A 23,662-nucleotide genomic window follows, 5' to 3' on the forward strand; every position below is an offset into this window, starting at 1 on the left:
GTTCCGTGGCGCCCGCGGCGCGGAATACGGTCCTTTTCGGACACTCGACGCGTGCAGGTCAACGAAGGGGAAGATCGGCTTGTACGCCGAATGTCCGGGATATCCGCAATGCGGGATTCCGGCATTGGCCGGAATCGTCACCTCCGCGCCCTTTGCCCCGCCAATTGTGAGCAAAGTCACAGCCCGATGTGTAGCTTTGGTCACGGTCGCTGTGGAATGGGCTCCCTAACCTGGCAGGGTTGCTCGGAGCCTGCCCGGTGGCGGGCCCGCGCAAAAGTCCGAATCGCGTTCGAGTGAAACAAGGGTGCAGACACCGATGTCCGACACGACCCCCAAGGCCCCCGGCTCCACGGCCAACCCGCGCCGCACCACGCTGGCCTCCGTCGCGGACTTCTCCCAGCTGCCCGGCTTCGCGGCCGGCCGCACCCGCCGCACCTACTCCACCGACCTCCCGGCCTCCACCGCCAACCCGCGCCGCACCATCCGCTAGCCCCGCCGGGCGCGCCCCGGGGCCCCGCCGCGCCGATAACCTGGTACCCACGAGCCGAGCCCGGTACTGCGGGCCCGGCAGCCGTCCGGGAGCGTCCGGGCGGCCGACGAACCGAGAGGTTGCAGCGCTGTGCGTATCGCCAGGTTCTCCGTCCGCGAAGGGAGCCCCGCGGCGGGCTCGGTCTCCTTCGGAGTCATCGAGGGGGATGCCGCGCAACCCGACTCGCTGGTGGTCCACGCGCTGGCCGGGCACCCCTTCGGCACCCCCCAGCCGACCGGTGAGACCCACCGCCTGCGGGACGTCCGGCTGCTCGCCCCGATGCTCCCCAGCAAGGTCGTCGCGGTCGGCCGCAACTACGCCGCGCACGCCGCCGAGCTGGGCAACGAGGTCCCGGCCGTGCCGCTGACCTTCTTCAAGCCCTCCACCGCCGTCATCGGCCCCACCGAGTCGATCGCCTACCCGCCGTTCTCCTCGGACGTGCAGTACGAGGCCGAGCTCGCCGTGGTGATCGGCCGGATGTGCCGCGAGGTGCCGCTGGAGCGCGTCCCCGAGGTGGTCTTCGGCTACACCTGCGCCAACGACGTCACCGCCCGCGACGTGCAGCAGCGCGAGGGCCAGTGGGCCCGTGCCAAGGGCTTCGACACCTCCTGCCCGCTCGGCCCGTGGATCGAGACCGACCTCGACCCCGCCGACCTGGCCGTCACCTGCACCGTCAACGGCGAGCTCCGGCAGGCCGGCCGCACCTCGCAGATGATCCGCTCGGTCGCCGAGCTGATCGCGCACGTCTCCGAGGCGATGACCCTGCTCCCGGGCGACGTCATCCTCACCGGCACCCCCGCGGGTGTCGGCCCCCTGAACATCGGCGACGAGGTCGCCGTCTCCGTCGAAGGCATCGGCACCCTCTCCAACAAGGTGATCAAGCGTGGCTGACAACGTGGCCGACCAGAAGGACCCCGCCGTCCGGGTCCGCTTCTGCCCCTCCCCGACCGGCAACCCGCACGTCGGCCTGGTCCGCACCGCCCTGTTCAACTGGGCCTACGCCCGGCACAACGGCGGCACCCTGGTGTTCCGGATCGAGGACACCGACGCGGCCCGCGACTCCGAGGAGTCGTACGAGCAGCTGCTCGGCGCCATGCGCTGGCTCGGCTTCGACTGGGACGAGGGCCCGGAGATCGGCGGCCCGCACGCCCCGTACCGCCAGTCGCAGCGGATGGACGTCTACGCGGACGTCGCCGAGCGGCTGCGCGCGGCCGGCCACGCCTACCCCTGCTACTGCACCACCGAGGAGCTGGACGCCCGCCGCGAGGCCGCCCGCGCGGCCGGCAAGCCCTCCGGCTACGACGGCCACTGCCGCGACCTGACCGCCGAGCAGCGGGCCGGGTACGAGGCCGAGGGCCGCCCGTCGATCCTCCGCTTCCGGATGCCCGACACCACGCTGGCCTTCGACGACCTGGTCCGCGGCCCGATCTCCTTCGACCCGAAGGACGTCCCCGACTACGGCATCGTCCGGGCCAACGGCGCCCCGCTGTACACCCTGGTCAACCCGGTCGACGACGCCCTGATGGAGATCACCCACGTCCTGCGCGGCGAGGACCTGCTCTCCTCGACGCCCCGTCAGATCGCGCTGTACGCCGCGCTGGCGGAGATCGGCGTCGGCAACGGCACCACCCCGCGGTTCGGCCACCTGCCGTACGTGATGGGCGAGGGCAACAAGAAGCTCTCCAAGCGCGACCCGCAGGCCTCGCTCAACCTCTACCGCGAGCGCGGCTTCCTCCCCGAGGGCCTGCTCAACTACCTCGCCCTGCTGGGCTGGTCGCTCGCCGAGGACCGCGACATCTTCGACGTCGACGAGATGGTCGCCGCCTTCGACATCGACGACGTCAACGGCAACCCGGCCCGCTTCGACCTGAAGAAGGCCGAGCACATCAACGCCGAGCACGTCCGCCGCCTCGCCCCCGAGGAGTTCGTCCGGCGCCTGGTGCCCTACCTGCAGGCCCCCGGCCTGCTCCCGGCCGAGCCCACCGCCGAGCAGCTCGACCTGCTGGCGAAGGTCGCGCCGCTCACCCAGGAGCGGATGGTCGTCCTCTCCGAGATCGTCACCATGGCCGGCTTCCTGTTCGTCGCCCCCGCGGACTTCGCGGTCGACCCCGAGGACGGCGCCAAGGTCCTCACCGCCGACGCCCGCCCGGTGCTGGAGGCCGCGGTCGAGGCGCTCACCGAGCTGCCCGACTTCAGCCCCGAGCCGATCCAGGCCGCACTGCGCGAGGCCCTGGTCGAGGGCCTGGGCATCAAGCCCAAGTTCGCCTTCACCCCGCTGCGGGTCGCGGTCACCGGCCGCCGGGTCTCCCCGCCGCTGTTCGAGTCGATGGAACTGCTCGGCCGCGAGGAGACGCTCCGCCGCCTGCTCTCCGCCCTGGAGCTGCTCCCGGCCTCCTGAGCCGCCTCCCGGCCCCCGCCGGGGCGGCCCACGGACACCTGCGGGCCAGGTCACTGACCTGGCCCGCAGGTGTCCGGCGCACGGCCTGCGGTTATCGATTTTGGAGCGGGGCGGGGCGTCGGGTAATGTTCTTTCTGCGCCGCCCGGGCAGGGAGGCGCAAGACACCGAGGAAGACCCCGCAGAGGGGTTGAACTCTGGTGGGGTATGGTGTAATTGGCAGCACGACTGATTCTGGTTCAGTTAGTCTAGGTTCGAGTCCTGGTACCCCAGCGCAGCACATCACTGCAGTAAGCCCCCGTTGTGTAGTGGCCTAGCACGCCGCCCTCTCAAGGCGGTAGCGCCGGTTCGAATCCGGTCGGGGGTACGCAATTCTTGACAATTGCACATGAATGAATGAGTCTCGCCCCCGTTGTGTAGTGGCCTAGCACGCCGCCCTCTCAAGGCGGTAGCGCCGGTTCGAATCCGGTCGGGGGTACTCGCTCATTCAGGCCCCCGTTGTGTAGTGGCCTAGCACGCCGCCCTCTCAAGGCGGTAGCGCCGGTTCGAATCCGGTCGGGGGTACTTATGGGGTATGGTGTAATTGGCAGCACGAGTGATTCTGGTTCATTTAGTCTAGGTTCGAGTCCTGGTACCCCAGCCAAGAAACGCTCCACAGAACGAGCTCCGGGAAACCGGGGCTCTTTTTGCATGCCCGGGCGGTGCCCGGGCGCGGGTACGGCGACGTCCCCCCGGCCGGCGGACGGGGGGACGCCGCGCGGTGCGCGTGCGGGGCGGCTCAGCTGCGGCGCAGGGCCTCGGTGAGGCGGTTGGCGGCCTCGATGATGGCCTGGGCGTGCATCCGGCCGGGGTGGCGGGTGAGGCGCTCGATCGGGCCGGAGACCGAGACCGAGGCGACCACCCGGTTGGACGGGCCGCGGACGGGCGCGGAGACCGAGGCGACGCCGGGCTCGCGCTCGCCGATGGACTGGGCCCAGCCGCGGCGGCGCACGCCGCTGAGCGCGGTGGCGGTGAACCGGGCGCCCTGGAGGCCGCGGTGCAGGCGCTCCGGCTCCTCCCAGGCGAGCAGCACCTGGGCAGCCGAACCGGCCTTCATCGGCAGCGTGGAGCCGACCGGCACGGTGTCGCGCAGACCGGAGAGGCGCTCGGCGGCGGCCACGCAGATCCGCATCTCGCCCTGCCGGCGGTAGAGCTGGGCGCTCTCGCCGGTGACGTCCCGCAGGTGGGTCAGCACCGGGCCGGCGGCGGCCAGCAGGCGGTCCTCGCCGGCCGCGGCGGAGAGCTCGGCGAGCCGGGGGCCGAGGATGAACCTGCCCTGCATGTCCCGGGTGACCAGGCGGTGGTGTTCGAGTGCGACGGCGAGTCGGTGGGCGGTGGGCCGCGCCAGACCGGTGGCGGCGACCAGCCCCGCCAACGTGGCGGGGCCCGACTCCAGTGCGCTGAGCACCAGAGCGGCCTTGTCGAGAACGCCGACGCCGCTAGTGTTGTCCATGTCTCGATACTGCAGTCTCAATCAGCGAGACGCAAGTTCAATCTTCCGAGAAAAGCGCCACTCTTGGAGTCAGCAGCCCGGGAGACACCCAGGACGGCGCCCCACCACGGTGTCCGCATCCTGGACGGTCCGGCGTGCAGGTCGCGACTCCAAGCGAGCCTCACAGGGCGGCACGGGACAAGACCTCGACGATCACGAGAAGGCCGGCAGAGCGGCCGGCTGGAGGGAATCCGATGGGACGGACACTCGCAGAGAAGGTCTGGGACGACCACGTCGTCCGGCGCGCCGAGGGCGAGCCCGACCTGCTCTACATCGACCTGCACCTGCTGCACGAGGTGACCAGCCCGCAGGCCTTCGACGGCCTCCGGCTGGCAGGCCGCCCGGTCCGCCGGACCGATCTGACGATCGCCACCGAGGACCACAACACCCCCACCCTCGACATCGACAAGCCGATCGCGGACCCGGTCTCCCGGGTCCAGCTGGAGACGCTGCGCAAGAACGCCGCCGAGTTCGGCGTGCGCATCCACTCGCTGGGCGACGTCGAGCAGGGCGTGGTGCACGTGGTCGGCCCGCAGCTGGGCCTGACCCAGCCGGGCATGACCGTGGTCTGCGGCGACTCGCACACCTCCACCCACGGCGCCTTCGGCGCGCTGGCCTTCGGCATCGGCACCAGCCAGGTCGAGCACGTGCTGGCCACCCAGACGCTGCCGCTGGCCCCGTTCAAGACCATGGCGATCACCGTCGAGGGCGAGCTGCCCGAGGGCGTCACCGCCAAGGACCTGATCCTGGCCGTGATCACCAAGATCGGCACCGGCGGCGGCCAGGGCTACGTCCTGGAGTACCGCGGCTCGGCGATCCGCGGCCTCTCGATGGAGGCCCGGATGACGATCTGCAACATGTCCATCGAGGCGGGCGCCCGGGCCGGCATGATCGCCCCCGACCGCACCACCTTCGACTACCTGCAGGGCCGCCCGCACGCCCCGCAGGGCGAGGACTGGGACGCCGCGGTCGCCTACTGGGAGACCCTGGCCACCGACGAGGGCGCGGTCTTCGACGCCGAGGTGCTGATCGACGCCGCCTCGCTCACCCCGTTCGTCACCTGGGGCACCAACCCCGGCCAGGGCGCGCCGCTCGGCGCGAACGTGCCGAGCCCGGAGGACTTCGAGGACCCGCAGGAGCGGATCGCCGCCGAGAACGCCCTGAAGTACATGGGCCTGGAGGCCGGCACCCCGCTGCGCGAGGTCAAGGTCGACGCCGTCTTCGTCGGCTCCTGCACCAACGGCCGGATCGAGGACCTGCGGGCCGCCGCGGCCATCGTCGAGGGCCGGACGATCGCCGAGGGCCTGCGGATGCTGGTCGTCCCCGGCTCGGTCCGGGTCGCCCTGCAGGCCGTCGAGGAGGGCCTGGACAAGGTCTTCACCGCCGCGGGCGCCGAGTGGCGGCACGCCGGCTGCTCGATGTGCCTGGGCATGAACCCGGACCAGCTGGCCCCGGGCGAGCGCTGCGCCTCCACCTCGAACCGCAACTTCGAGGGCCGCCAGGGCAAGGGCGGCCGCACCCACCTGGTCTCCCCCCAGGTGGCCGCCGCCACCGCGCTGCTGGGCCGTCTGGCCGCACCGTCCGACCTGACCGACAACGTGGCCGCGGAGGTCTGACGCCATGGAGAAGTTCACCACCCACACCGGCCGCGCCGTCCCGCTGCGCCGCTCGAACGTGGACACCGACCAGATCATCCCGGCGCACTGGCTGAAGAAGGTCACCCGCTCCGGCTTCGAGGACGGCCTGTTCGAGGCCTGGCGCAAGGACGAGTCCTTCGTCCTGAACCGGCCCGAGCGCCAGGGCGCGTCCGTCCTGGTGACCGGCCCCGAGTTCGGCACCGGCTCGTCCCGCGAGCACGCCGTCTGGGCCCTGCAGAACTACGGCTTCCAGGCCGTCATCTCCTCCCGCTTCGCCGACATCTTCCGCGGCAACTCGCTGAAGAACGGCCTGCTCACGGTGGTCCTGCCGGCGGAGACGGTGGAGAAGCTCTGGGAGTTGACCGAGGCCGACCCGACCGCCGAGATCACCGTCGACCTGGAGGCCCGCGAGGTCCGGGCCGAGGGCGTCACGGCCCCGTTCGAGCTGGACGACAACGTCCGCTGGCGGCTGCTGAACGGCCTGGACGACATCAGCATCACCCTGCAGAACGAGGCCGATGTCGCCGCGTTCGAGGCGAAGCGCCCGGCCTACAAGCCGCGCACCCAGCCGGTCGCCTGAGCCGCCGCTTTCTGACGGAACGACAACAAGACCCGCCCCCCTCCGGGGCGGGTCTTCGTTGTTCGCAGGGGAGTTCGTCAGCCCGGAATAGACCCTGGTGTAGCGCAACTCCGTACAGATGGCACAATCGTTGCATGCACCACAGTCCCGAACCCCCGTACCAGGACGGCGAACCCGCGTCCGCGGACGGTCGGGACGGTGCTGCCGACTCGGAAGTCACCCTGCTCTACGCACTGGTGGCCGAGCGGTTGAAGCAAGCCCACGCCCGCGTTCACGCGCTGAACGTGTCGACGGACGCAAAGACCGCTCTCACCCGACAACTGCTGATCGTCACCGAGACCGCGAAGCGCGATCTCCCGGGGGCGGCACGGCGGTTGAGTCGCTTTGTGCAGGACCTCGACGAGGGGCGGATGCCTCCCCGGTGAGCACCTCCATGCGCAAATCCATTGCGACACTAGGGTGATTCACGCGTTTGGTAATTGAAAGTCCGCAGATACATACCTAACGTGCGAAAAGAACGGATGGAATCATCCGGCGCCCGTTTCCGAAGGGGAAGACGTGAACAAGGCTCAGCTTGTCGAAGCGGTGGCCGAGCAGCTGGGCGGTCGCAAGGCTGCCGCAGAGGCCGTCGACGCAGTGCTCGACACCATGGTGCGTGCCGTCGTGGCGGGTGACCGCGTCTCGGTCACCGGTTTCGGCACCTTCGAGAAGGTGGAGCGCTCGGCGCGCTTCGCCCGGAACCCGCAGACCGGCGAGCGGGTCAAGGTCAAGAAGACCGCCGTGCCGCGGTTCCGTCCCGGCCAGGGCTTCAAGGACCTCGTCTCCGGCAGCAAGAAGCTGCCGAAGGACGGCCCGTCCGTCAAGAAGGCGCCCAAGGGCTCGCTCACCCCGGGCAAGTCCGGCGTGGCCGCCACCCCGGCCGCCAAGCGGGCCGCCACCAAGCGGGCCGCGGCCGCCGGCTCCGCCGCCGCGACCAAGAAGACCGCCGCCAAGAAGACCACCGCCACGGCGGCCAAGAAGGCGGCCCCCGCCAAGACCGCGGTCAAGAAGGCCACCACGGCCAAGACCACGGTGGCCAAGACCGCGGCGGCCAAGAAGGCGGCCCCGGCGAAGGCCGCGGCCAAGAAGACCACCACCGCGGCGGCCGCCAAGAAGACCGCCGCCACCGCCAAGAAGACCGCTCCGGCGAAGAAGACCGCCACGCGGAAGACCACCGCGCGCAAGTCCACCGCCAAGTAGTCGCCCCACCTCCGGCGCCGGCCCGACCGGCACCGGGGCACCGGCCGCGCCGGTCCGGTCCGGGTTCCGCCCGGGCCCGGACCGGCGCGGCCGTTCTCCGTCGCGCCGGCCCGTTCCGCAGCCGGCGTCAGCGGTGCCCGCGGGCCGTCCGACTGACGCCGCGTCGCGCCGACGCCCCCTCATCCGGACTCATCCGGACTCATCCGGACGGTCGGACGGGGAAAAGCGAATGACCGGCCGGCCCGCCCGTCCGGCTTACTCCGCGGTTTCCAGCGGAAGCTCGTAGCAGATGTCCCAGCGGGAATCCGGAATGACCAGATCGGCGGTCTCCACCGGCCGCCCGGAGTCGTCCAGGTACGTCCGCTCGATCAGCGTCACCGCGTCGCCCGCGGTGATTCCCAGCAGCGCCGCCTGCTCCGCGTTCGCCCGGGAGGGGCGCAGCCGCTCCGCCGCGCGGACCACCCGCACCCCGATCGCCGCCATCCGGGCCACCACGCCCCGGCCGTGCAGCGGGCCGTACTCGGGCAGCAGCACCGGGGATCCCCCGGTCAGCCCCATCGGCTCCCAGGAATCCGCGAGTTGGACGATCCGGTCGCCCAGCCGGAACTCGTAGCGGGTGTGCACCGTCAGCGCGCCCGGCTCGATCCGCAGCCGCCGGGCGACCTCCTCGCTGGCGGCCGTGCGGGCCGACGAGTCCGACTCCCACTCGCCGTCCGGCGTCAGCGCGGCCGGGAACAGCCCCGCCGTCCGCGAGCGCACCATGGTCAGCCGCTCGACCGGCTCCCGGACGTAGGTGCCCGAGCCCGTCCGGCCCTCCAACAGGCCCTCCGCGATGAGCACTTCCTGCGCCCGCTGGAGCACGTTCGGCCCGACCCCGTAGCTCCCGGCCAGCCGCGCCCGGGACGGCAGCCGCTCGCCGACCGCCCACTCCCCGGCCGTCACCCGGCGGCGCAGGTGGTCCGCGATGCGGAGGTACGGCGGGTCCTGTGAGGGCATCTGGCGTCTCCCGGCGGAGGGCGGCACCTGCCGGGGCGGCGGCAGGAGGGCGGTACGGGGTGGGGTGCGGGCGGAGTACGGGTGATTCAGCTTGACAATCTAATGCATCAGGTGGAATCTAATGACTTAGATTCACTATGAGTGATCGGACGACTTCGGGGAGAGGCGCGGCGTGCGAAGCACGAGGGTGTTCGACCTGGCATCCAGGCTCGCCGCAGCCACCGGATCCGAAGCCAGGATCATCCGGCTGCCCGACGGCGGCCACCGGGTCGAGGCCGACTACCTCACCGCCCCGGACCCGCGCGACCACCTCGAGGTCCTCGGCGTCCTCACCCAGGCGGACCGGTACGGGCACCGCTACCGCAACCGCATCCACACCGTCTGGGCCGAGTTCGGCCCGCCCCAGGAGCCGCCGTGAAGGACACGCCGCCCGGCTACACCGTCGGCATCGCGGAGATCACCGAGCCGACCTCGTTCCTCACCCTCGCGCCCGCGCTCTCCTCGCTCTGGCAGACCCTGCGCACCCTGCCGCTCGGCTGGACGCAGTTCGAGGCGTACCGCTACTTCTTCGGGCCGGGCGCGACCGGGCGCACCGAGGAGTTCCTCGCCCGGGACGGCCGGCTGCGGCTCAGCTTCGCACTGCTCGGCCGCACCCGGCTGATCAGCGTGCTCCCGACGGTCGACGGGCCGATCCAACTCGTCCCCGCCCCGCTCAGGCTGGTCGACTCCCCGGAGGTCACCCTGCTGCGCCTGAACGGCACGGGCGGCCGACCGGACCTCGACGGGCCGCCGCACCGGCGGAGCGCCTAGGCAGCGGGCAGCGGGCAGCGGGCGCTACGGCCGCGCGGCGTCGGCTTCCGGGTCGGGGAAGGTCTGCAGGGTGAGGAAGACCACCCGGCGGTCGGCGCCCTCGCCGGTGGTGCGGATCCGGACGCGCTGGCCGGCGCGGAGCAAGCGGAGGCCGCCGGCGTCGAAGGCGGGGCCGTCGAAGGGGACCGGGGTGCCGTCGTCGAGCAGGACCGAGCCGGAGCGGGTCGTGGGCTCGAAGGTGAACGCGGTGGCCTGCATGGGAGCCAGCATAGGGCTTCGGAGCAGGGCCGCGGTGGCCGGTCCGAGGCCGAGCAGGCGGGCGGCGGCCAGGTCGGCCGGGGTGTCGACGTCGCGCCGGACGGAGGGGACGCGCGGGAGGCGGAGCTCGGTGGCGCCGCCGGCCAGGTGCGCGGCGCGGGAGCCGGGGCCGAACGCCGGGCGGAGCGGGCCGCCGTCGGCGCCGGCCAGCAGCACGGTGCCGGTGCCGGGGGCGTCCGGCAGGAAGGCCCGGCCGTGCGGCGGCACCGCGGCGAGGACCCGGGCGAGCTCGGCGGGCCGGAGCGCGGGCAGGTCCGCGGAGAGGGTGGCGACGGGCGAGCGGGGGTGGCGCCGGAGGGCGCTCGCGGCGCCGTGCGCGAGCGCCGGGTTGAGGCCGCCGGGTTCGTCGGCCAGCACGTCGGCGCCCAGCGCGCGGAGCGCCGCGGCGGCGCGCGCGTCCCGGGTGACCACCAGGACGCGGCCGACGGCCGGGCAGGCGAGCGCGGCGGCGACGGTGTCGCGGGCGAAGGCGAGGGCGAGCCGGGGCCGCAGCGCGCCGAGCGCGGCCAGCCGGCTCTTCGCCTCGGCGAGCGGTTTCACCGGGACGACCACCGACCAGCCGGTCCGCGGCGGGTCCGCCGGGTCGCGGGGCCGCCCCGGGGCGGTGGGCCCGACGGCGGCGGGGCGTACGGTGTCCTCTGTCATCGGCGCCATTGTGGCGTCGGCCGGGGAGCCCTGGCCAGTGCGTCCCGGGGGGTGTCCCGGGCAGCGGGCCGGGCCGGTCGGCTGGTGGCGGTGGTGGCTGCTCGACACAGGCTCGGCTCCCGGGCGAGACTGGTCGGCGCCCCGGAGCCGCTGGTCGGCCCCGGCGAGGAGAGAGACCGCGGCGCAGTACGGGGCGCCGCACGGACGAGGAGGAGCTGGGGTGGCCCGCCGCACTAACGCCAGGTTCGGTAACGCCGACTACGGGATCTGGTACCGCTTCGCGGCGGTGCTCGTGAAGCCGGTGACCAATGCCCTGGCAAAGGCGGACTGGCGCGGCTGGGAGCACCTGCCCGAGAAGTCCGGCTTCATCGCCGCGGTGAACCACAACTCGGTGATCGACCCGGTGTTCTACGCGCACTGGCAGTACAACTCGGGCCGCCCGCCGCGGATCCTCGCGAAGTCCTCGCTGTTCTCGGTGCCGTTCATCGGCTTCATGCTGCGCAAGACCGGCCAGATCCCGGTGTTCCGGGAGTCCACCGACGCGGCCGAGGCGTTCCGGGCCGCGATCGACGCGGTGAACGGCGGCCAGTGCGTGCAGTTCTACCCGGAGGGCACGCTGACCCGCGACCCGGAGCTGTGGCCGATGACCGGCAAGAGCGGCGCGGCCCGGGTCGCGCTGATGACGGGCGCGCCGGTGGTCCCGGTGGCGCACTGGGGCGCGCACGAGATCATCCCGCCGTACGGCAAGGGCAAGGGCAAGTACCGCCTGTTCCCGCGGCACCGGGTGGTCGTCGCGGCGGGCCCGCCGGTCGACCTGAGCAGGTACCAGGGGCAGGAGATCACCGCCCAGGTGCTCCGGGAGGCCACCGACGACATCATGGCGGCGATCACCGCCGTGCTGGAGGACATCCGCGGCGAGCAGGCCCCGAAGGAGCGGTACGACATGCGCAAGGCCGCCAAGGACCGGGCCGCGGCCGCCCAGGCCAAGCGCGAGCGCGCCGCCGAGGAGGGCGGCCGGTGACCCGCTGCGCGGTGATGGGGACGGGCTCCTGGGGCACCGTCTTCGCGATGATCCTGGCCGACGCGGGCTGCGAGGTGACGCTCTGGGGGCGCCGCCAGGAGCTGGCCGACGCGATCAACCGGGACCACGTCAACCGGGACTACCTGCCCGGGCTGGTGCTGCCCGCGGGCATCCGGGCCACCGCGGACGCCGCCGAGGCGCTGGCCGGCGCGGACTTCGCGGTGCTCTCGGTGCCGTCCCAGACGCTGCGCGACAACCTCGCGCTCTGGGCGCCGCTGATCGAGCCGCAGACCGCGCTGGTCAGCCTGATGAAGGGCGTCGAGCTGGGCACCGTGAAGCGGATGAGCGAGGTGATCGCCGAGGTCGCCGGGGTCGGCCCGGAGCGGGTCGTGGTGGTGTCCGGCCCGAACCTGGCCGGCGAGATCGCCAACCGGCAGCCCGCCGCGACGGTGGTGGCGTGCGCCGACGAGGCGGTCGCCAAGCGCTTCCAGAAGGCCTGCCACACCCCGTACTTCCGCCCGTACACCAACACCGACGTGGTCGGCTGCGAACTGGGCGGCGCGGTGAAGAACGTGATCGGCCTGGCGGTCGGCATGGCCAACGGCATGGGCCTGGGCGACAACACCAAGGCGACGCTGATCACCCGCGGGCTGGCCGAGACCACCCGGCTGGGCCTGGTGCTGGGCGCCGACCCGCACACCTTCGCCGGGCTGGCCGGCATGGGCGACCTGGTGGCGACCTGCTCCTCGCCGCTGTCCCGGAACAACACCTTCGGCACCAACCTGGGCCGCGGCATGACGCTGGCCGAGACGATCGCCGCCACCAGCCAGACCGCCGAGGGCGTGAAGTCCTGCGAGTCGGTGCTCGACCTGGCCCGGCGCAACGGGGTCGACATGCCCATCGTGGAGGCCGTCGTCGACGTGGTGCACAAGGGCCGGCCGACCCAGGAGGTACTCGAAGGGCTGATGGCCCGTTCGGCCAAGCCTGAGCGCCGCTGACCGGAATCGGACGGTAGTCTCAACGCCGATATGAGCATCGAACAGACCTCCCCGAACCAGGCGGCCAAGCCGCGCGTCGCGATCGTCTTCGGCGGTCGCAGCTCCGAGCACGGCGTGTCCGTGGTCACCGCCGCCAGCGTGCTGCGTTCGATCGACCGCGCCAAGTACGAGGTGCTGCCGATCGGCATCACCCACGAGGGCCGGTGGGCCCTGGTCGGCGACGAGCCGTCCCGGATGGCCATCACCGACGGCCGGATGCCGGACGTCGACCAGGTCGCCGAGTCCACCGAGGGCCAGGTCACGCTGCCCGCCGCCCCCGGCAACCGCGAGGTGGTGTGGAGCGAGCCCGGCGCCGCGCCGAAGGTCCTCGGCGAGGTCGACGTGGTGCTCCCGCTGCTGCACGGCCCGTGGGGCGAGGACGGCACCCTGCAGGGCCTGCTGGAGCTCTCCGGCGTCCCGTACGTGGGCTCCGGCGTGCTGGCCTCCGCGGTCGGCATGGACAAGGAGTTCACCAAGCGGATCATCGAGTCGCTCGGCCTGTACGCGGGCGAGTACACGGTGCTCAAGCCGCGCGAGTGGGAGTCCGAGGCGGGCCGCGCCGCCGCCCGCGAGCGGATCGCCGCGCTCGGCCTGCCGCTGTTCGTCAAGCCCTGCCGGGCCGGCTCCTCGATCGGCATCACCAAGGTCAAGGACCTCGCCGACCTGGACGCCGCGGTCGAGGAGGCCCGCCGCCACGACCCCAAGGTGATCGTGGAGAAGGGCGTCGAGGGCCGCGAGATCGAGTGCGGCGTGCTGGAGTTCGAGGACGGCCCGCGCGCCTCGGTGCCCGCCGAGGTGCTGGTCGACGGCGACTTCGAGTTCTACGACTTCGAGGCCAAGTACATCGACTCCTCCGAGGTCCGGATCCCCGCCGAGCTCACCGCCGCCGAGCAGGCCGAGATCCGCCGGCAGGCCGTCGAGGTCTTCGACGGCCTCGGCTGCGAGGGCCTGGCCCGGGTCGACTTCTTCCTGCTGGCCGACGGCCGCTGGATGGTCAACGAGGTCAACACGATGCCCGGCTTCACCCCGATCTCGGCCTACCCCAAGATGTGGGAGGCCACCGGCGTGCCCTACGCCGAGCTGATCGACCGCCTGCTGGCGGCCGCGCTGCGCCGCTCCACCGGCCTGCGCTGAGGCCCCGCCGGGGCGCTAGTCGTCCTGGCACTTCGAGTCGTCCGTCCCGTCGATCACCGGGACGGACGACCGGATCGCCGCCGCGAACGAGGACAGCGGGTCCGCGTAGTTGCCGTAGGCGCCGGCCGGGACCTCCACCTCCACGTACGCCTTGCGCAGCCCGGTGGCGAAGCGGTAGCCGCCGCTGCCGTCCTCGTCCATGCCCCAGCTGACGCCGTCCACGCAGGGGCCCTTGCGGTCGAACGCGTCCAGGTAGGCCGGGCGGTCGCCGCCGCAGGTCAGCACGGTGCGCGGGGCGGACGCCCAGGCGGCGGTGTACGGGGAGGCCGGGGACGGGTCCCGGCGGGCGTGCCCCAGCAGCTCGGCGGGCAGCGCGGCGTCCAGCGCCCGGCAGTAGCCGGCCGCCTCGGCGCCCGGCACCGGCGGGGCGACGTCCGGCTCGCCGCTCCAGGACGCGACCAGGCCGGCCGTGCAGGCCAGCAGCACGGCGGGCGGGGCCAGCCAGCGCACCGGGGCGGGCAGGCGGTTCAGCAGGTCGCGGTAGGACACCGCACGATGGTAGTCCGCCCTACAGCCGCACCACCGGACAGGTCAGGGTGCGGGTGATCCCCTCGACCTGCTGCACGTTGGCCACCACCAGGCGGCCCAGTTCGTCGATCGACTCCGCCTCGGCGCGGACGATCACGTCGTACGGGCCCGTCACGTCCTCGGCGGTGACCACTCCGGCGATCTTGGCGATGGACTCGGCTACCGCGGTGGCCTTGCCCACCTCGGTCTGGATCAGGATGTACGCCTGCACCACGGGGGACCTCCAGGCGGCTGGGTGGGGTGGACGTGCTGACCGGCAGTCTGATCACCACGCTACCGCGCCCGGGTGCCGACCGGGGAGACCCCGGACGGCCCCGGAAGGCGTACGCTGCGCGCGGGGGCGCACACCAAACGGACACGGGGAACGCGGGAGGACGGGCTGATGCAGGGGACCGTGGGCGAGCTCGGCGAGTTCGGGCTCATCCGGGAGCTGACCGCGCGGCTGCCGATGACCCCGGCGGTGGAGCTCGGACCCGGCGACGACGCGGCCGTGGTCAAGACGCCCGACGGGCGGGTGGTCGCCACCACCGACGTGCTGATCGAGGGCCGGCACTTCCGCCGCGACTGGTCCACCGCCTACGACGTCGGCCGCAAGTGCGCCGCGCAGAACCTCGCCGACATCGCCGCGATGGGCGCCGTCCCGACCGCGCTGCTGCTCGGCCTGGTCACCCCCGCCGACCTGCCCACCACCTGGGCCACCGAGCTGATGGACGGGCTGCGCGACGAGTGCCAGGTGGCCGGCGCGACCGTGGTCGGCGGCGACGTGGTGCGCGGCGACACCATCACGCTCGCCATCACGGCGCTCGGCGACCTGCAGGGCCGGCGCCCGGTGACGCGCTCCGGCGCGCAGGTCGGGGACGTGGTCGCGGTCACCGGCTGGCTCGGCTGGTCCGCCGCCGGGCTGACCGTCCTGCAGCGCGGCTTCCGCTCCCCGCGGGCCTTCGTCGAGGCGCACCGCCGCCCCGAGCCGCCGTACCACGCCGGCCCGGCCGCCAGCGAGCTCGGCGCCACCGCCATGGTCGACGTCTCCGACGGCCTGGTCGCCGACCTCGGCCACGTCGCCCGGGCCAGCGACGTCGACATCGACCTGCGCGCCGCCGACTTCGACGTCCCCGCGCAGATGGCCGACATCGGGCAGGCGGTCGGCGTCGACCCGCTGGTCTGGGTGCTCTCCGGCGGCGAGGACCACGCGATCGTCGCGACCTTCCCCAAGTCGGCCCCGCTGCCCGCCCGTTGGCGGGTCATCGGCGAGGTCGTCCGGACCGCCCGCCCCGGCCGCGGCGGCACCGTCACGGTCGACGGCGCCCCCTGGGACCGCACCGCCGGCTGGGACCACTTCGCCGACGAGTAGTCGCCCTCCCGGGTGAGGCGCCGCCGACCGCGTAGTGTTGCGCCTGTCGGGCGGACCGGCAGCGTCGACGGTCCGGTCCACCTACGTACGCGGGGGCGCGCCCCCCGGGAGCAGGGAGCCCAGCCACCATGCGAATCGGCGTCCTCACCAGCGGCGGCGACTGCCCCGGCCTCAACGCGGTGATCCGCTCGGTCGTGCACCGCGGCACCGACGTGCACGGCGACGAGATCCTCGGCATCGAGGACGGCTTCCTCGGCCTGATCGAGGGCCGCGCCCGCCCGCTCTCGCACGACGACGTCACCGGCCTGCTCACCCTCGGCGGCACCATCCTCGGCTCCGCCCGGGTGCAGCGCGACAAGATCCGCTGGGCGGTCGAGAACTCCCGGCAGCTCGCCGCGAACCTCGGCATCGACGCGCTGATCGCGATCGGCGGCGAGGGCACCCTGACCGCCGCCAAGCTGTTCAGCGACGCCGGACTGCCCGTCGTCGGCGTCCCCAAGACCATCGACAACGACATCGACGCCACCGACGTCACCTTCGGCTTCGACACCGCCGTGCACGTCGCCACCGAGGCCATCGACCGGCTGAAGACCACCGCCGAGTCGCACCAGCGGGTCATGGTGGTCGAGCTGATGGGCCGGCACACCGGCTGGATCACCCTCACCGCGGGCATGGCCGGCGGCGCCCACGGCATCCTGATCCCGGAGAAGCCCTTCGACATCGAGGCCGTCGCCCGGATGATCGAGGAGCGCTTCCAGCGCGGCAAGAAGTTCGCCATCATCGCGGTCGCCGAGGGCGCCCAGCCGCTGCCCGGCACGCTGCGCTTCGAGCACGGCCAGGTCGACCAGTTCGGTCACCAGACCTTCGGCGGGATCGGCACCCGGCTCGCCATCGAGCTGGAGAACCTGCTCGGCAAGGAGGCCCGGCCGGTCATCCTCGGCCACACCCAGCGCGGCGGCACCCCCACCGCGCTCGACCGGGTGCTCGCCACCCGCTTCGGCTGGCACGCCGTCGAGGCCGTCCACAAGGGCGCGTTCGGGCACTTCACCGCGCTGCGCGGCACCGAGATCCACCTCACCCCGATCGCCGACGCCGTGGTCCAGCTCAAGACCGTCCCGGAGGACCGCTGGAGCGAGTCCGAGGCCGTGCTCTGACCCGGCCGGGCGGGTCGGTAGGTTGGGGCGCATGAGCACCGAAACCGCCGCCCCGCCCCGAGTCCTCACCGTCGCCGGCTCCGACAGCGGCGGCGGTGCGGGCATCCAGGCCGACCTCAAGGCGATGCTGGCCCTCGGCGTGCACGGCATGAGCGTCATCACCGCCGTCACCGCGCAGAACTCGCTCGGCGTCCAGGGCTACTGGGAACTGCCCGCCGAGGCCGTCCGCGCCCAGTACCGCAGCGTCGTCGACGACATCGGCGTGCAGGCCGTCAAGACCGGCATGCTCGCCTCGATCGAACTCGTCGAGACCGTCGCCGACCTGCTCGCCGACGCCCCCGCCCCGGTCGTCGTCGACCCGGTCGGCGTCTCCAAGCACGGCGACGCGCTGCTCGCCGCGAACGCCGTCGCCACCCTCCGCGGCCGGCTGCTGCCGGTCGCCACCCTGGCCACCCCCAACCTGCACGAGGTCACCCAGCTCACCGGGATCACCGTCACCGGCGAGCGCGACATGCTCGACGCCGCCAAGGCGCTGCGCGACCTCGGCCCCGACTGGGCCCTGATCAAGGGCGGCCACCTCGACGGCGAGGCCGCCGACCTGCTGCTCGGCCCCGACGGGCAGACCCACTGGTACCGGGCGCCCCGCCACGACAACCGGCACACCCACGGCACCGGCTGCACCCTCGCCAGCGCCGTCGCCGCCCAGCTCGCCAAGGGCGACCCGGTGCCGCAGGCCGTCGCCCGCGCCAAGGCGTACGTCACCGGCGCCATCGCGCACGGCTTCGCGCTCGGCGCCGGCATCGGCCCGGTGGACCACTTCTGGCAGGCCAGGGACTGACGGCGGACAGCCGGAAGGGGCGTCCCAGGAGAACCTGGAACGCCCCTTCCGGTACGGCACCGGCAAAGCCGTGAGCCGACCGCGGTCCCCCCGGAAGGGGCGTGGTCGGCTCACGGGAAAACCGGTGACCGGCGTACCGGCCTGCGCGTCAGCGCGAGACCTTACCGGCCTTGATGCACGAGGTGCAGACGTTGAGCCGCTTCGGCGTCCGCCCGATCACAGCGCGCACCGTCTGAATGTTGGGGTTCCAACGACGGGGGGTGCGGCGGTGCGAGTGGGAGATGCTGTTGCCGAAGCCCGGGCCCTTGCCGCAGACGTCACAGTTGGCAGCCACAGGAGTCACTCCAAGACTTCAGATCAGGTACTTGTCACTAGCCCGGGGTGCTCCAGGCAACCGGGAGAGCATACAACGGTGACTCCCGCTCAACGAAACTACCACGATCGCGCGGGTGATCGTTCCCCCGAGCCGGGCCCGAGCAGGGGGCCGACCAGGGGCCGGACCAGGGCCCGAGCGGAGGCCGGGCCGGGCCCGAGCCTGCGGCGGGCACCCCCGCGGGGGCCGATAACCTGCCAGCATCGCCCCTCGCCACCGCGTCCCGTCGTGTTCCCGTGGCGTTCATCCGGAGGAGACCTGGTGCTGGACACCCTCGACGCCCCGGCCGTCCGCACCTGGTGCCGGCTCGCGCTGGCCGCCCTCGGCCAGGCCCGCGAGGAGATCGACGCGCTGAACGTGTACCCGGTTCCGGACGGGGACACCGGGACGAACCTCTACCTGACCGTCGAGTCCGCCGCCGAGGCGCTGGACGCGGTGTTCGCCGCCGCCGAGGCGCCCGAACTGGCCGCCGCCACCACCGCCGCCGCCCGCGGGGCGCTGATCGGGGCGCGCGGCAACTCCGGCGTGATCCTCGCCCAGTGGCTGCGCGGCCTGGCCGAGGTGCTGGCGGCCGGCGGCGAACTGGCCGCCGCGCTCGACCACGGCGCCCGCTCGGCCTACCTCGCGGTCGCCGAACCGGTGGAGGGCACCCTGCTGACGGTCGCCGCCGCCGCCGCGGCCGCCGCCACCGGCGCCGACGGGCTGACCGGACAGGCCCAGGAGGCGTACCGGGCGGCCCGGCAGGCCCTGCTGCGCACCCCCGACCAGCTCTCCGTGCTGGCCGAGGCCGGGGTGGTGGACGCGGGCGGCCGCGGCCTGGTCGCGGTGCTGGGCGCGCTGGTCGACGCCGTCTCCGGACAGCAGCCGATGGGCCCGGTCGCGCTGCGCCGCGAGGTCGACCCGCCGGTGCCGGACGGCTGCGAGCGCCAGGAGCGCCCGCCCGGCCCCGGCCACCCCGCGTTCGAGGTGATCTACCTGCTGGAGGCCGAGGACGGGCAGCTGCCCCGGCTGCGCGAACGGCTCGGCCGGCTCGGCGACTCGCTGGTGATCGGCGGCGGCGACGGCCTGTGGAACGTCCACGTGCACGTGGACGACGCGGGCGCGGCCGTCGAGGCCGGCGTCGAGGCCGGCCGGCCCTACCGGATCCGGGTCACCCACTTCGCCGAGGCCGCCGCCCGCTCCGGGGAGCGCGAGGAGACCGTCTCGCACGGGCGGGCGGTGCTCAGCGTGGTCACCGGCAGCGGCCTGGCCCAGCTGTGCGGGCAGGCCGGGTCGGTGGTGCTGGAGGCCGACCCGGACCGGCCGCCGGTGAGCGCCGAACTGGTCGCCGCCGTGCACCGCTGCGGCGCCCGCGAGGTGGTGCTGCTGCTCAACGACCCCGAACTGCGCCCCGCCGCCGGCGCCGCCGCCGACCAGCTGCGCGAGGAGGGCGTCCGGATCGCCGTGCTGCCCACCCGCTCCCCGGTGCAGGGCCTGGCCGCGCTCGCCGTGCACGACGCCGGCCGGCGCTTCGACGAGGACGTGGTCGCGATGACCTCCGCGGCCGGCGCCACCCGGTACGCCGAACTGGCCGTCGCCGAGGGCGAGTCCTGGACGATGGCGGGCGTCTGCCAGGCCGGCGACGTGCTCGGCCTGATCGACGGCGACGTCGCGGTGATCGGCACCGACCTCACCGAGACCGCGCTGACCGTGCTCGACCGGATGATCGCGGCGAGCGGCGAACTGGTCACCCTGGTGCTCGGCGAGGAGGCCCCCGCCGGGCTCGCCGACCGGCTGATCGCGCACGCCCGGCGCACCCGTCCCGAGGTCGACACCGTCGCCTACCGGGGCGGCCAGGAGGCCGCCCCGCTGCTCATCGGGGTGGAGTGAGCCGGAGCGTCGGTCCGGTGGTGTGAAATGGGGGCGATGGGCGCTCTCGATGAACCTCTGAAGGACCTGGTCGGCGACCGCACCGCGAAGGTGCTGGCCGACAGCCTCCACCTGCGCACGGTCGGCGACCTGCTGCACCACTACCCGCGCCGGTACGTCGAGCGCGGCCAGCTCACCAGCCTGGACGAGCTGGAGGTGGACGAGCACGTCACCGTGCTGGCCCGGATCGAGAAGGTCACCCTGATCCCGTTCCGCGGCCGCAAGGGCGACCGGCTGGAGGTGGTGGTCACCGACGGCCGCTCGAAGCTCTCGCTGGTGTTCTTCAACCAGGGCTGGCGGCAGAAGGACCTCCGCCCCGGCCAGCAGGGGCTGTTCGCCGGCAAGGTCGGCCTGTTCAACCGCACCCGCCAACTCGCCTCGCCCGACTACCAGTTGATCGACGACGAGGAGGGCTCCTCGGCGGCGAAGCAGTTCGCCGGCCGGCTCATCCCGGTCTACCCGGCGAGCGCCCAGATGCCCAGCTGGAAGCTCTCGCTCTGCGTCGAGATGGCCCTCACCAAGCACCTCGCCGACGTCGGCGAACCGCTGCCCGCCGAACTGCGCGCCGAGCACGGCCTGATCCCGCTGCCCGAGGCGCTGGAGCTGATCCACCGCCCGCACGGCCAGGCCGACAAGGAGCGCGCCCAGAACCGGCTGCGCTGGGACGAGGCCTTCGTGCTCCAGGTCGCCCTCGCCCAGCGCCGGGCCGCCGACTCCGCGCTGCCCGCCGTCCCGCGCCGCCCCGTCCCCGGCGGGGTGCTGGACGCCTTCGACGCCCGGCTGCCGTTCACGCTCACCGACGGCCAGCGCGCGGTCTGCGCCGAGATCTTCGCCGACCTGGCCACCGAGCACCCGATGCACCGGCTGCTGCAGGGCGAGGTCGGCTCCGGCAAGACGCTGGTCGCGCTGCGCGCGATGCTCGCCGTGGTCGACACCGGCGGGCAGGCCGTGCTGCTCGCCCCCACCGAGGTGCTCGCCCAGCAGCACCACCGCTCGATCACCGAGATGATGGGCGACCTCGCCGAGGCCGGGATGATCGGCGGCTCCGAGATCGGCACCCGGGTCGCCCTGCTGACCGGCTCGATGGGCGCCGCCGCCCGGCGCGGCGCGCTGCTCGACATGGCCTCCGGCAAGGCCGGCATCGTGATCGGCACGCACGCCCTGATCGAGGACAAGGTGCGGTTCGCCGACCTCGGCCTGGTCGTCGTCGACGAGCAGCACCGCTTCGGCGTCGAGCAGCGCGACGCGCTGCGGGCCAAGGGCGAGCAGCCCCCGCACCTGCTGGTGATGACCGCCACGCCGATCCCGCGGACCGTCGCGATGACCGTCTTCGGCGACCTGGAGACCTCCGTCCTGGACCAGCTGCCGTCCGGCCGCTCGCCGATCTCCACCCACGTGGTGCCCGCCCTGGAGAAGCCGAACTTCCTGGTCCGGGCCTGGGAGCGGGTCCGCGAGGAGGTCGGCAAGGGCCACCAGGCGTACGTGGTCTGCCCGCGGATCGGGGACGAGGACGAGCAGCCCGCGAAGGCGGGCCGGAAGAAGCGCGGGGACGAGCCCGAGGAGGTCGGCGGGGGAGCGGACGGCGAGGAGCGCCGGCCGCCGCTGGCCGTGGTGGAGACCGCCGAGAAGCTCGCCAAGGGTCCGCTGGCCGGGCTGCGGGTGGAGATCCTGCACGGCCGGCTGGCGCCCGACGCCAAGGACGACGTGATGCGCCGGTTCGCGGCCGGGGAGGTGGACGTGCTGGTCGCCACCACCGTGATCGAGGTCGGCGTCAACGTCCCGAACTCCACCGCCATGGTGATCATGGACGCGGACCGGTTCGGCGTCTCCCAGCTGCACCAGCTCCGCGGCCGGGTCGGCCGCGGCTCCGCCGCCGGGCTCTGCCTGCTGGTCAGCGACATGCCCGCGGCCAGCGCCGCCCGGGCCCGGCTGGACGCGGTGGCCGGCACGCTGGACGGCTTCGCGCTCTCCCGGATCGACCTCGAACAGCGCCGCGAGGGCGACGTGCTCGGCCAGGCCCAGTCCGGCGTGAAGTCCTCGCTGAAGGTGCTCTCGGTGCTGGAGGACGAGGACGTCATCGCCGCCGCCCGGGCCGAGGCCACCCGGCTGGTCGCCGCCGACCCCGGACTGGCCGCCCACCCGGAGCTGCGCACCGTGCTGGCGAGCCTGCTCGACGAGGAGCGCGCGGAGTACCTGGAGAAGGGCTGAGGCGGGTCGTTCGGGCACCCCGGTTGTCAGTGCTCCGCGAGAGGATGTACTTGTTCGGGGAGCACTCCAAGTCGCTTCCCCGGCGCGAGAATTGGGGGTCATTGCCATGGCATTCCGTCACCTCAACGAGCTCCCGCTCGGCGACAAGGTCTTCCGGATCGAGGTCGCCAGCGAGGACGACCGCGAAGTCACCCTCACCCTGACCGGCTGGCGCGAGGGCAACTCCGCCAACCCGGTCGCCTCCGGCAAGCTGCGCCTCCCGGTGGAGGACGTCGCTTCCCTGCGCATCGCGCTGAACCGGGCCCTGCGCGCGCTGGCGATCGTCGCCGACGTCTCCGAGCCGATCCCGGACCGGGACGTCCTGCGCGAGCTCTACCCCGGGCACGGCGCCCCCTGGGTGCCGCAGCACGAGGAGGAGCTGGTCCGGCGCTTCCACGAGGGCGAGACCATCGCCCGGATCGCCGCCCGCTACGGGCGCACGCCCGACTCCGTCCGGACCAAGCTGCGCGAGCTCGGGCACGACCCGCGCCGCCCCGAGTACTGCCCGCCCGACGGCTGCCTGTCCTGGTCGCGGTACGCGTCGCCGACGCTGCTGGGCGCCGCCTCGAACGAGTGAGCCCGGCGGCGCGGTGAGCGGGCGGTAGCGGGGGGAGCGGGCGGGGGAGCGCGGGCCGCGCGCCCGGCCCGGGGCCGATCCGTCGGCTAGGGTCGGGCGCGCAGCCCGTTCCGCCCGCTCCCCCCGCAAAGGACCCCACGCCATGCCTCGCGTGATCGCCGGCCGTGCCGGAGGCCGCCCGCTCGCCGCGCCGCCGGGACGGAACACCCGTCCGACCTCCGACAAGGCGCGGGAGGCGATGTTCTCCACCGTCGAGGCGCTGTCCGGCCCGATCGCCGGCGCCCGGATGCTCGACCTGTTCGCGGGCAGCGGCGCGGTCGGCCTGGAGGCGCTCTCCCGCGGGGCCGCGCACGCGCTGCTGGTGGAGTCCGACCCGGGCGCGGTGCGGACCGTCCGGGAGAACGTCCGGACGCTCGGCCTGCCGGGCGCCGAGGTGCGCGCGGAGAAGGCCGAGAAGGTGATCGCCAGCGCGCCCCCGGCCACCCCGTACGACCTGGTGTTCCTGGATCCGCCGTACGCGGTGGAGGACGCCGTGCTGCGGGAGATGCTGGTCACACTCCGCTCGGGGGGCTGGCTGTCCGAGCACGTTCTCGTCACCGTGGAACGCAGCACCCGGGGCGGCGAGTTCGGCTGGCCGGACGGTTTCGAGCCGCTGCGCTCGCGCAAGTACGGCGAGGGCACGCTCTGGTACGGTCGCGCCGCCGTCGGGGCTGATCAAGACTCGTAGCAGAACATCCCGCCCCACAAGGGAGC

Annotated in this window: 24 protein-coding genes, 5 tRNA genes and 1 pseudogene; 24 read left to right on the top strand and 6 right to left on the bottom strand. The window is 73.4% G+C overall.

The window, feature by feature from the left end; translation table 11 throughout:
- Positions 1-316: 316 nt before the first annotated feature.
- The 8 genes from KSE_RS43440 to KSE_RS25390 all read left to right on the top strand — a co-directional run bounded on the left by KSE_RS43440 (position 317) and on the right by KSE_RS25390 (position 3,568).
- A complete protein-coding gene (locus KSE_RS43440; protein WP_014138213.1) occupies positions 317-490 on the top strand; it encodes a hypothetical protein in 174 nt (57 codons plus the stop codon).
- A 129-nt stretch (positions 491-619) separates the two neighbouring features.
- Positions 620-1,420 (top strand): fumarylacetoacetate hydrolase family protein, encoded by an 801-nt coding sequence (locus KSE_RS25360; RefSeq protein ID WP_014138214.1) that lies wholly within the window; start codon positions 620-622, stop codon positions 1,418-1,420.
- Positions 1,413-2,927, top strand: coding sequence for a glutamate--tRNA ligase (gltX, locus tag KSE_RS25365; RefSeq protein WP_014138215.1), 1,515 nt, complete (start codon positions 1,413-1,415; stop codon positions 2,925-2,927). Before KSE_RS25360 ends, gltX begins: the two co-directional genes overlap by 8 nt.
- Before the next feature lie 199 nt (positions 2,928-3,126).
- Positions 3,127-3,198, top strand: a tRNA-Gln gene (locus tag KSE_RS25370).
- A gap of 21 nt (positions 3,199-3,219) precedes the next feature.
- A tRNA-Glu gene (locus KSE_RS25375) sits at positions 3,220-3,292 on the top strand.
- Between the two features lie 38 nt (positions 3,293-3,330).
- Positions 3,331-3,403, top strand: a tRNA-Glu gene (locus KSE_RS25380).
- Positions 3,404-3,416: 13 nt separating this feature from the next.
- Positions 3,417-3,489: transfer RNA gene (locus KSE_RS25385), tRNA-Glu, on the top strand.
- A gap of 4 nt (positions 3,490-3,493) precedes the next feature.
- Positions 3,494-3,568 (top strand) — tRNA-Gln (locus KSE_RS25390).
- A gap of 135 nt (positions 3,569-3,703) precedes the next feature.
- Here the strand turns inward: KSE_RS25390 and KSE_RS25395 are convergent.
- Positions 3,704-4,417, bottom strand: coding sequence for an IclR family transcriptional regulator (locus KSE_RS25395; protein ID WP_014138216.1), 714 nt, complete (start codon positions 4,415-4,417; stop codon positions 3,704-3,706).
- Positions 4,418-4,650: 233 nt separating this feature from the next.
- Between KSE_RS25395 and leuC the strand changes: the two genes are divergently transcribed.
- The 4 genes from leuC (at position 4,651) to KSE_RS25415 (ending at position 7,912) form a co-directional block, all read left to right on the top strand.
- The gene (gene leuC, locus KSE_RS25400; RefSeq protein ID WP_014138217.1) at positions 4,651-6,072 is read left to right on the top strand and encodes a 3-isopropylmalate dehydratase large subunit; all 1,422 of its coding nucleotides are present in this window, start codon (positions 4,651-4,653) and stop codon (positions 6,070-6,072) included.
- A 4-nt stretch (positions 6,073-6,076) separates the two neighbouring features.
- Entirely contained in the window at positions 6,077-6,673 is a 597-nt protein-coding gene (leuD, locus tag KSE_RS25405; RefSeq protein ID WP_014138218.1) for a 3-isopropylmalate dehydratase small subunit, read from the top strand.
- A 134-nt stretch (positions 6,674-6,807) separates the two neighbouring features.
- Positions 6,808-7,098 carry an SCO5555 family protein gene (locus KSE_RS25410; protein WP_014138219.1) on the top strand — a complete coding sequence of 97 codons (291 nt, stop codon included), beginning with the start codon at positions 6,808-6,810 and terminating at the stop codon, positions 7,096-7,098.
- A 133-nt stretch (positions 7,099-7,231) separates the two neighbouring features.
- A complete protein-coding gene (locus KSE_RS25415) occupies positions 7,232-7,912 on the top strand; it encodes an HU family DNA-binding protein (protein WP_014138220.1) in 681 nt (226 codons plus the stop codon).
- A 255-nt stretch (positions 7,913-8,167) separates the two neighbouring features.
- Here the strand turns inward: KSE_RS25415 and KSE_RS25420 are convergent, their stop codons facing one another.
- Positions 8,168-8,908: a GntR family transcriptional regulator gene (locus KSE_RS25420; RefSeq protein ID WP_014138221.1), complete on the bottom strand. Its 741-nt coding sequence runs from the start codon at positions 8,906-8,908 to the stop codon at positions 8,168-8,170.
- 172 nt (positions 8,909-9,080) lie between these two features.
- Here KSE_RS25420 and KSE_RS25425 point away from each other — a divergent pair, with 172 nt between their 5' ends.
- Positions 9,081-9,326 carry a hypothetical protein gene (locus KSE_RS25425; RefSeq protein WP_148283154.1) on the top strand — a complete coding sequence of 82 codons (246 nt, stop codon included), beginning with the start codon at positions 9,081-9,083 and terminating at the stop codon, positions 9,324-9,326.
- The gene (locus KSE_RS25430) at positions 9,323-9,718 is read left to right on the top strand and encodes a hypothetical protein (protein WP_014138223.1); all 396 of its coding nucleotides are present in this window, start codon (positions 9,323-9,325) and stop codon (positions 9,716-9,718) included. Before KSE_RS25425 ends, KSE_RS25430 begins: the two co-directional genes overlap by 4 nt.
- Before the next feature lie 255 nt (positions 9,719-9,973).
- Here KSE_RS25430 and cofC read toward each other — a convergent pair.
- Positions 9,974-10,681: pseudogene (gene cofC, locus KSE_RS44955) on the bottom strand (2-phospho-L-lactate guanylyltransferase); the annotation flags it as partial.
- A 220-nt stretch (positions 10,682-10,901) separates the two neighbouring features.
- On the opposite strand from cofC, the gene KSE_RS25440 reads away from it, so the two are divergent.
- From KSE_RS25440 to KSE_RS25450, 3 genes are read left to right on the top strand one after another with little or no spacing between them, the layout of a single operon-like run.
- Positions 10,902-11,702, top strand: a complete 801-nt coding sequence (locus tag KSE_RS25440) for a lysophospholipid acyltransferase family protein (protein WP_014138225.1) — start codon at positions 10,902-10,904, stop codon at positions 11,700-11,702.
- A 14-nt stretch (positions 11,703-11,716) separates the two neighbouring features.
- The gene (locus KSE_RS25445; RefSeq protein WP_033259299.1) at positions 11,717-12,700 is read left to right on the top strand and encodes an NAD(P)H-dependent glycerol-3-phosphate dehydrogenase; all 984 of its coding nucleotides are present in this window, start codon (positions 11,717-11,719) and stop codon (positions 12,698-12,700) included.
- A 30-nt stretch (positions 12,701-12,730) separates the two neighbouring features.
- A complete protein-coding gene (locus KSE_RS25450) occupies positions 12,731-13,873 on the top strand; it encodes a D-alanine--D-alanine ligase family protein (RefSeq protein WP_014138227.1) in 1,143 nt (380 codons plus the stop codon).
- Positions 13,874-13,888: 15 nt separating this feature from the next.
- Here the strand turns inward: KSE_RS25450 and KSE_RS25455 are convergent, their stop codons facing one another.
- Positions 13,889-14,422 carry a DUF3515 domain-containing protein gene (locus KSE_RS25455; protein ID WP_014138228.1) on the bottom strand — a complete coding sequence of 178 codons (534 nt, stop codon included), beginning with the start codon at positions 14,420-14,422 and terminating at the stop codon, positions 13,889-13,891.
- Between the two features lie 19 nt (positions 14,423-14,441).
- The gene (locus KSE_RS25460) at positions 14,442-14,675 is read right to left on the bottom strand and encodes an Lrp/AsnC family transcriptional regulator (protein WP_014138229.1); all 234 of its coding nucleotides are present in this window, start codon (positions 14,673-14,675) and stop codon (positions 14,442-14,444) included.
- 168 nt (positions 14,676-14,843) lie between these two features.
- On the opposite strand from KSE_RS25460, the gene KSE_RS25465 reads away from it, so the two are divergent.
- The 3 genes from KSE_RS25465 (at position 14,844) to thiD (ending at position 17,804) form a co-directional block, all read left to right on the top strand.
- Positions 14,844-15,812 carry a thiamine-phosphate kinase gene (locus KSE_RS25465; RefSeq protein WP_014138230.1) on the top strand — a complete coding sequence of 323 codons (969 nt, stop codon included), beginning with the start codon at positions 14,844-14,846 and terminating at the stop codon, positions 15,810-15,812.
- Between the two features lie 128 nt (positions 15,813-15,940).
- Positions 15,941-16,966, top strand: coding sequence for a 6-phosphofructokinase (locus KSE_RS25470; RefSeq protein ID WP_014138231.1), 1,026 nt, complete (start codon positions 15,941-15,943; stop codon positions 16,964-16,966).
- 31 nt (positions 16,967-16,997) lie between these two features.
- On the top strand, positions 16,998-17,804 hold the full coding sequence (thiD, locus tag KSE_RS25475; protein WP_014138232.1) for a bifunctional hydroxymethylpyrimidine kinase/phosphomethylpyrimidine kinase: 807 nt from the start codon (positions 16,998-17,000) through the stop codon (positions 17,802-17,804).
- Positions 17,805-17,952: 148 nt separating this feature from the next.
- Here the strand turns inward: thiD and rpmB are convergent, their stop codons facing one another.
- Positions 17,953-18,138: a 50S ribosomal protein L28 gene (gene rpmB, locus KSE_RS40315; RefSeq protein WP_014138233.1), complete on the bottom strand. Its 186-nt coding sequence runs from the start codon at positions 18,136-18,138 to the stop codon at positions 17,953-17,955.
- Between the two features lie 300 nt (positions 18,139-18,438).
- Here rpmB and KSE_RS25480 point away from each other — a divergent pair, with 300 nt between their 5' ends.
- From KSE_RS25480 to rsmD, 4 genes are all read left to right on the top strand, one after another.
- Positions 18,439-20,046, top strand: coding sequence for a DAK2 domain-containing protein (locus tag KSE_RS25480; protein WP_033259288.1), 1,608 nt, complete (start codon positions 18,439-18,441; stop codon positions 20,044-20,046).
- A gap of 36 nt (positions 20,047-20,082) precedes the next feature.
- Complete coding sequence (gene recG, locus KSE_RS25485) at positions 20,083-22,293, top strand: ATP-dependent DNA helicase RecG (protein WP_033259289.1); 2,211 nt, start codon at positions 20,083-20,085, stop codon at positions 22,291-22,293.
- A 106-nt stretch (positions 22,294-22,399) separates the two neighbouring features.
- Positions 22,400-22,909: a hypothetical protein gene (locus tag KSE_RS25490; protein WP_014138236.1), complete on the top strand. Its 510-nt coding sequence runs from the start codon at positions 22,400-22,402 to the stop codon at positions 22,907-22,909.
- 142 nt (positions 22,910-23,051) lie between these two features.
- The gene (gene rsmD / locus KSE_RS25495; RefSeq protein ID WP_033259290.1) at positions 23,052-23,636 is read left to right on the top strand and encodes a 16S rRNA (guanine(966)-N(2))-methyltransferase RsmD; all 585 of its coding nucleotides are present in this window, start codon (positions 23,052-23,054) and stop codon (positions 23,634-23,636) included.
- Positions 23,637-23,662: the final 26 nt, after the last annotated feature.

The organism is Kitasatospora setae KM-6054, from assembly GCF_000269985.1.
Lineage (GTDB): Bacteria > Actinomycetota > Actinomycetes > Streptomycetales > Streptomycetaceae > Kitasatospora > Kitasatospora setae.